The 6,985-nt window shown below is 55.2% G+C and carries 7 protein-coding genes; 2 read left to right on the top strand and 5 right to left on the bottom strand.

Annotated features, from left to right (window positions below; all coding sequences use genetic code 11):
• Window positions 1-470 precede the first annotated feature (470 nt).
• On the top strand, window positions 471-2,060 hold the full coding sequence (gene purH / locus KXR87_RS21260; protein WP_437434200.1) for a bifunctional phosphoribosylaminoimidazolecarboxamide formyltransferase/IMP cyclohydrolase: 1,590 nt from the start codon (window positions 471-473) through the stop codon (window positions 2,058-2,060).
• 15 nt (window positions 2,061-2,075) lie between these two features.
• Window positions 2,076-3,368 carry a phosphoribosylamine--glycine ligase gene (gene purD / locus KXR87_RS21255; RefSeq protein ID WP_437434199.1) on the top strand — a complete coding sequence of 431 codons (1,293 nt, stop codon included), beginning with the start codon at window positions 2,076-2,078 and terminating at the stop codon, window positions 3,366-3,368.
• A gap of 63 nt (window positions 3,369-3,431) precedes the next feature.
• On the opposite strand, the gene KXR87_RS21250 is transcribed toward purD, so the two are convergent.
• The 5 genes from KXR87_RS21250 to hemE form a co-directional block, all read right to left on the bottom strand.
• Window positions 3,432-4,124, bottom strand: coding sequence for a DUF1481 domain-containing protein (locus KXR87_RS21250; RefSeq protein WP_437434202.1), 693 nt, complete (start codon window positions 4,122-4,124; stop codon window positions 3,432-3,434).
• Between the two features lie 12 nt (window positions 4,125-4,136).
• Entirely contained in the window at window positions 4,137-4,409 is a 273-nt protein-coding gene (hupA, locus tag KXR87_RS21245; RefSeq protein ID WP_437434198.1) for a nucleoid-associated protein HU-alpha, read from the bottom strand.
• A gap of 186 nt (window positions 4,410-4,595) precedes the next feature.
• Window positions 4,596-5,186: a YjaG family protein gene (locus tag KXR87_RS21240; RefSeq protein WP_437434197.1), complete on the bottom strand. Its 591-nt coding sequence runs from the start codon at window positions 5,184-5,186 to the stop codon at window positions 4,596-4,598.
• Between the two features lie 42 nt (window positions 5,187-5,228).
• Entirely contained in the window at window positions 5,229-5,900 is a 672-nt protein-coding gene (nfi, locus tag KXR87_RS21235; RefSeq protein WP_437434196.1) for a deoxyribonuclease V, read from the bottom strand.
• A gap of 9 nt (window positions 5,901-5,909) precedes the next feature.
• Complete coding sequence (hemE, locus tag KXR87_RS21230; protein ID WP_437434195.1) at window positions 5,910-6,974, bottom strand: uroporphyrinogen decarboxylase; 1,065 nt, start codon at window positions 6,972-6,974, stop codon at window positions 5,910-5,912.
• Window positions 6,975-6,985 lie beyond the last annotated feature (11 nt).

The following is a 6,985-nucleotide window of genomic DNA, read 5'->3' as shown; positions in this document are numbered from 1 at the left end:
GCTTTCGCTCACCGTTGCGAGGTGGCGTATATTACGCTTTCCTCTTTCAGAGTCAACCCTGATTTTCAGGATTTTTCTCTTCAACCGAACCGGCTGTTTAGTGTGAAGTGATTCACATCTGCCGTGTCGATGGAGGCGCATTATAGGGAGTTCTCCTGAAGCCGCAATAGAAAAATTGCAGAAAAATGACTGACTGCTGCATTCCCCAGCAAAACCCCGCCTTATACCCTTTTACGCACAGAGTTATCCACAAACCTTTCCGGCACCTTGCTGAAATTAGCCTCGCCAACCTATAAAGGAAGGGCAAAATTATGCGTTCCTGGTCGAAAGATAAAAATTCGCGAGCGTTGCGCAAACGTTTTCGTTACAATGCCCGCGCAAAAAAGCAGCCCCGTAAGGGGCGTTAGCTGAGTTTTTAAATGAAAATTCAGCTAACGCTCTCTGTTATCGTCAAATCCAGGGGATTTACCATGCAACAACGTCGTCCAGTCCGCCGCGCTCTGCTCAGTGTTTCTGACAAAGCAGGCATCGTTGAATTCGCTCAGGCGCTTTCCGCACGTGGTGTGGAACTGCTTTCTACAGGCGGTACTGCCCGCCTACTGGCAGATAAAGGCTTACCCGTGACCGAAGTTTCCGATTACACCGGTTTCCCGGAAATGATGGATGGACGCGTGAAGACCCTGCATCCGAAAGTACACGGCGGGATCCTCGGCCGTCGTGGCCAGGATGATGCCATCATGGCTGAACACAGCATCTCTCCCATTGATATGGTTGTCGTTAACCTCTATCCGTTTGCACAGACCGTTGCTCGCGAAGGCTGCTCGCTGGAAGATGCGGTAGAAAACATCGATATTGGCGGCCCGACCATGGTGCGCTCTGCGGCCAAGAACCATAAAGATGTCGCCATTGTAGTAAAGAGCAGCGACTACAACGCCATTATTGAAGAGATGGATGCCAACGACGCCTCTTTGACGCTGGAAACCCGCTTCGACCTCGCCATCAAAGCATTCGAACACACTGCGGCCTACGACAGCATGATTGCCAACTACTTCGGTAGTCTGGTGCCGGCTTACCACGGCGATAGTAAAGAAGCCGCCGGTCGCTTCCCGCGTACCCTGAACCTGAACTTCATTAAGAAGCAGGATATGCGTTATGGCGAGAACAGCCACCAGCAGGCAGCCTTCTATATAGAAGAAGAGGTGAAAGAAGCCTCGGTAGCCACAGCCCGGCAGCTGCAGGGTAAAGCCCTCTCCTATAACAACATCGCGGATACTGATGCGGCGCTGGAATGTGTGAAAGAGTTCAGCGAGCCGGCCTGCGTTATCGTCAAGCACGCGAACCCGTGCGGCGTGGCGGTAAGCAACTCTATTCTGGATGCCTACGATCGCGCGTACAAAACCGACCCCACCTCGGCATTCGGCGGCATCATCGCTTTTAACCGCGAGCTGGATGCGGATACCGCACAGGCCATTATCTCTCGTCAGTTTGTAGAGGTGATCATCGCCCCTTCTGCGACAGAGGAAGCGCTGAAAATCACTGCTGCTAAACAGAACGTTCGCGTCCTGACCTGCGGTGAATGGTCTGCACGTGTGCCGGGTCTGGATTTCAAACGCGTTAACGGTGGCCTGCTGGTTCAGGACCGCGATCTTGGAATGGTAACCGAAGGTGAACTGCGCGTGGTCAGTAAACGCCAGCCGACCGAACAAGAGCTGCGCGATGCGCTGTTCTGCTGGAAGGTGGCGAAGTTCGTGAAATCCAACGCCATTGTGTACGCCAAAGAGAACATGACTATCGGCATAGGCGCAGGGCAGATGAGCCGCGTTTACTCCGCGAAAATCGCAGGGATTAAAGCCGGCGACGAAGGGCTTGAAGTAAAAGGCTCAGCAATGGCTTCCGACGCGTTCTTCCCGTTCCGTGACGGCATTGACGCGGCGGCGGCGGTGGGCATCACCTGTGTCATCCAGCCTGGCGGGTCTATCCGTGATGAAGAAGTGATTGCCGCCGCCGACGAACACGGTATCGCAATGATCTTCACCGACATGCGTCACTTCCGCCATTAATCCACGGAGCAGACAATGAAAGTATTAGTGATTGGTAACGGTGGGCGCGAACACGCCCTTGCATGGAAAGCGGCACAATCGCCGCTCGTTAATACCGTATTCGTGGCACCGGGTAATGCCGGCACTGCTCTGGAGCCGACGTTGCAGAACGTTGCTATTGGTGCGACGGATATTCCGGCCCTGTTGAATTTTGCTCAAAGTGAAAAAATTGACCTGACGATTGTGGGCCCGGAAGCACCGCTGGTTATTGGTGTGGTGGATGCTTTCCGTGCAGCGGGCTTGCAAATTTTTGGCCCCACGCAGGGTGCCGCCCAGTTGGAAGGCTCCAAAGCCTTCACCAAGGACTTCCTGGCACGCCACAAGATTCCGACAGCGGAATATCAGAACTTCACTGAAGTAGAGCCTGCGCTGGCGTACCTGCGTGAGAAAGGTGCACCGATTGTGATTAAGGCGGACGGTCTGGCGGCCGGTAAAGGCGTTATCGTAGCAATGACCCTTGAAGAAGCGGAAGCCGCCGTGAACGACATGCTGGCTGGCAACGCCTTTGGTGACGCGGGTCACCGTATCGTTATCGAAGAGTTTCTGGATGGCGAAGAAGCCAGCTTTATTGTGATGGTCGACGGTGAGCATGTGCTGCCGATGGCCACCAGCCAGGACCACAAGCGTGTGGGCGACGGTGATACTGGCCCGAACACCGGCGGTATGGGGGCTTACTCCCCGGCTCCGGTCGTGACGGATGTCGTTCACCAGCGCACCATGGAACGCGTGATCTGGCCAACCGTAAAAGGCATGGCGGCAGAGGGAAATACCTACACCGGTTTCCTGTATGCCGGGCTGATGATCGATAAAGCAGGTAACCCTAAGGTTATCGAATTCAACTGCCGTTTTGGCGATCCTGAAACGCAGCCGATCATGATGCGTATGCAGTCAGATCTGGTAGACCTCTGTCTTGCCGCCTGCAAAGGCAATCTGGATGAGAAGACGTCTGAGTGGGACTCACGCGCTGCCCTGGGTGTAGTGATGGCGGCAGGCGGCTATCCGGGTGAATACAACACGGGTGACGTTATCCACGGCCTGCCGCTGGAATCGACGCCTGCAGGTAAAGTGTTCCATGCCGGTACGACACTGTCGGCTGAGGATCAGGTGCTGACAAGCGGAGGCCGTGTACTTTGCGTTACGGCGCTTGGCGAGACCGTTGCCGAAGCTCAACAGCGCGCTAATGCACTGATGGCCGATATTCACTGGAATGGCAGCTTCAGCCGCAAGGATATTGGTTATCGTGCTATTGCACGCGAGCAAGGGAAGTAATTTCTCTAATCCACCCTCTCCTCAGGGAGAGGGTCGGCATGAAAGCTGCTGGTCGCAATGACCTCAGAAGCGCTTCTCCGTTGGCTGCCAGGTGCAGAAATCTTCATTTGCCACCAGCAACAACTGCGCCCCTTCAGGTCCTTCAAGCCAGGCGATGCTCACCTCTACCGACGAGTGATCCTGTCGACGCTGAATGTGGCTAAGCGCTAATGCATCCAGATCAGGCTTTATCGTCTGGCCCTCACAGGTGGTCACCGCACCGTTGGTATGCCAGCGGCCCTGATGCAGTTCTACCCTTCCCTGTCGCAATGCATCGCTGGTCTGGCGAATCTGATCGGCACGATAGCGATAGAGCGCGACCTGATCGCTGGAAATTTGCTGCTTCTGCCCGTTGATTTCACGCTGCATGAAGCTGAGTTCGCCGTGGTCGTCGAAGCGTATACGGATGTGTTCGGGCTGTTTACCGTAGATGTTGAGCTCAATCAGGCTGAGTGCATCATCCTGCCAGCGATACTCACTCAGGGAGGTGTTGCCACGATGCCAGGGGCTGAAAGCCGCGAGAATATGTGTCTCGTTGCCAGAATCTTTACGCCATAAGCGCATCGCCCCCTGGTCCCCGGCGTAACCACTGGCGGTAAAAGGCGGTAGCGCGTCGTTGTGACTACAGGCAGTCAGTAACAGTATGCCAGCCAGCGGCAACGACCGACGCCAGAATGACAAAAGGGGCCGCAAAGCCCCTTCGATAAAACTGTTCACTGCCATGCTGTCTTACTTAACAGAATCTTTCAGTGCTTTACCAGAAACAAATGCCGGCACGTTAGCTGCGGCGATTTTGATTTCTTTACCGGTCTGCGGGTTGCGGCCAGTACGCTCAGCGCGGTGGTTCACTTTGAAGGTACCGAAACCAACCAGTTGTACAGCATCGCCTTCTTTCAGAGACTCAGTAATCGCAGCCAGGGTGGATTCCAGAGCAGCTTTAGCCTGTACTTTAGACAGGTCAGCTTTGTCTGCAATTACATCAATTAATTGAGTCTTGTTCATAAGTTATCCTTTCAATGTGTTTATCGCTTGCTAAGCATCGAGTGCGACGGAAATGCCTCAAAAGCACCCTCCTGCATACACGCACCGATAGCCACTTTTTTTCGCCCCCCAAATGTAGACCAGACGGGGGTCAGAAGGGAAGCCTCCCAGAACGACAAAACAGGCGTTAAATCACGTTTTGTTGTCTCATTGCTGCAAATTTATACCGATATTACTCTCGCCAGCCTCACGCAGGTCTGCCCGCAGGCCTTTAATCAGCTCAATATCGCGTTCTTCGCACGCCGCCAGAAGGCGGAAGATTTCCCACTGGATGTCCCATTCCTGCTCCACTGCGGGGTTCTCTTTCAACTCCTCGTCGGTCATTTCACGACCCGCCTGCGTCATTTCAAGCATTGCCACGGTGGTGATCGAGGTCTTGCTGACCTCGATGGCGTATTCCAGCGCTTCGCCGCTTAACAGCGCATGAATCAGATCGCTCAACGCCACGCACGCATCGATCGCCGGATAGACACCGTACATATCGTAGTCGTCAGCAGAGGGAATTGCCTCTTCCAGTTTCTCAAGCTGATTATCAAAGTTCACTTTCGCGTCTTTGACCGTTAGCGTTTCCCATACCAGGTCAAGGATACGGCGGTACAACTGTGGCTCGCCAAACTCGGTTTGCTGGCAGAACATGGCGTAATTGGGATGCATACGTTCGCACAGGCAGGCCATAAAGGTGACATGCTGCCACGTGGCGAGCTTCTCCAGACGCAGGTGAATCGGGTTTTGTAACATGATGAGTTCTCAGACACTGAAATTAGCCGCAGTGTACCTTAATCAGCCCTGAATTGCCTGCCATCGCGTGAACGCCGGGCGCCCTGAGGCTACCGCATCGGCCCAACGTGTCGGCTCCGGGAGTCGGTAGCCTTTTGTACAGCGTTCGACCCACGCCAGGGCGGTGTCAGTACTTACCCGATGGCCTGTTGCCACGAAAAGCGGGTTGCAGCGCGCTTTACTGCGCCAGACCCATGCCAGCTGCTCCCCTTTGTCCATGAGCGGCGCCCGTGACCCAGGCTCGTCAGAGAGAGGTTCAAACTTTCCGCACAGCCGTTTTTTGGCAACGCCAATGGTCGGCACGTCCACCAACAGACCAAAGTGGCTGGCAACGCCCAGGCGGCGCGGGTGAGAGATGCCGTGTCCATCAACGAACAGCAGGTCGGGCTTTTGCGAGAGCTGCTCCCACGCTGCGAGCAGCGCAGGATATTCACGGAAGGAGAGAAAACCGGGGATATAGGGCATGGTGGTGGGGATGCGCGCTACCTGATACTCCAGTAGCTCAAGCGAGGGCCAGGACAAAAGCACCATCGCCGCGCGGGTCACCTCCCCACCCTGTTCAAACCCAACGTCTGCGCCGCCAATGAGCGCAGGGGGATCCTTGTCCAGACGGTCGTCACGACAAACCGATGAAGCCAGTTCAATTTGTTGAGCACGCAGTGACGCAAGATCCATAACCACTCCTTACTTGTGATATCGGGCTGAGAGCTGGTGCACCGCCTCCACAAACGCGCCAGCATGTTCCGGCGGCACATCCTGATGGATGCCGTGACCGAGGTTGAACACATGCCCTTCGCCCTCACCGAAACCTGCAAGTATAGTCGCGACTTCTTCTTCTATACGGGCAGGCGTGGCATAAAGCATCGACGGGTCCATGTTGCCCTGCAGCGCCACTTTGTTGCCTACGCGACGGCGGGCGTCGGCAATATCCGTCGTCCAGTCGAGGCCCAGCGCATCACAGCCAGTTTCTGCCATTGCTTCCAGCCATTGTCCGCCACCTTTGGTAAACAGGGTGACCGGAACACGGCGGCCGTCGTTTTCACGCAGCAGGCCATCAACGATTTTATGCATGTAATAGAGCGAGAACTGCTGGTAATCACGGCCCGTCAGCACACCGCCCCAGGTATCGAAAATCATCACGGACTGGGCACCGGCTTTAATCTGTGCGTTCAGGTAAAGGGTGACGCTTTTCGCGAGCTTATCGAGCAACAGATGCAGCGTTTGCGGCTCGGCATACATCATCTTTTTAATGACGGTAAAGGCCTTGCTACTGCCCCCTTCCACCATATAGGTCGCCAGCGTCCACGGGCTTCCGGAAAAACCAATGAGTGGCACTGCGCCTTTCAGTTCGCGGCGAATGGTACGCACCGCGTTCATGACATACCCCAGCTCCTGCTCGGGATCGGGCACCGGGAGTTTTTCCACATCAGCATGGCAGGTGACAGGAGAGGTAAAACGTGGGCCTTCACCCGCCTCGAAATAGAGCCCTAAACCCATCGCATCCGGGATGGTCAGGATGTCAGAGAAGAGGATCGCTGCATCCAGTTTGTAACGACGCAACGGCTGCAGGGTGACTTCGCACGCCAGCTCGGCATTTTTGCACAGCGACATGAAGTCGCCCGCCTGGGCGCGCGTCGCTTTATATTCCGGAAGATAGCGACCGGCCTGACGCATCATCCAGACTGGCGTCACGTCCACGGGCTGGCGCTGAAGTGCGCGAAGGTAGCGATCGTTTTTTAAGTCGGTCATGTTTACATTCC

The organism is Yokenella regensburgei (assembly GCF_051486985.1).
GTDB lineage: Bacteria > Pseudomonadota > Gammaproteobacteria > Enterobacterales > Enterobacteriaceae > CBFFRJ01.
Note: the sequence above shows the minus strand (reverse complement) of the source record. Positions and strands in the feature narration are given on the sequence as shown.

Bases quoted from the DNA above. Each gene is read 5' to 3' on its own strand.
- nfi (WP_437434196.1), bottom strand. From the start codon at position 5,900: ATGGATCTTGCGTCACTGCGTGCTCAACAAATTGAACTGGCTTCATCG.
- purH (WP_437434200.1), top strand. From the start codon at position 471: ATGCAACAACGTCGTCCAGTCCGCCGCGCTCTGCTCAGTGTTTCTGAC.
- hupA (WP_437434198.1), bottom strand. From the start codon at position 4,409: ATGAACAAGACTCAATTAATTGATGTAATTGCAGACAAAGCTGACCTG.
- hemE (WP_437434195.1), bottom strand. From the start codon at position 6,974: ATGACCGACTTAAAAAACGATCGCTACCTTCGCGCACTTCAGCGCCAG.
- KXR87_RS21240 (WP_437434197.1), bottom strand. From the start codon at position 5,186: ATGTTACAAAACCCGATTCACCTGCGTCTGGAGAAGCTCGCCACGTGG.
- purD (WP_437434199.1), top strand. From the start codon at position 2,076: ATGAAAGTATTAGTGATTGGTAACGGTGGGCGCGAACACGCCCTTGCA.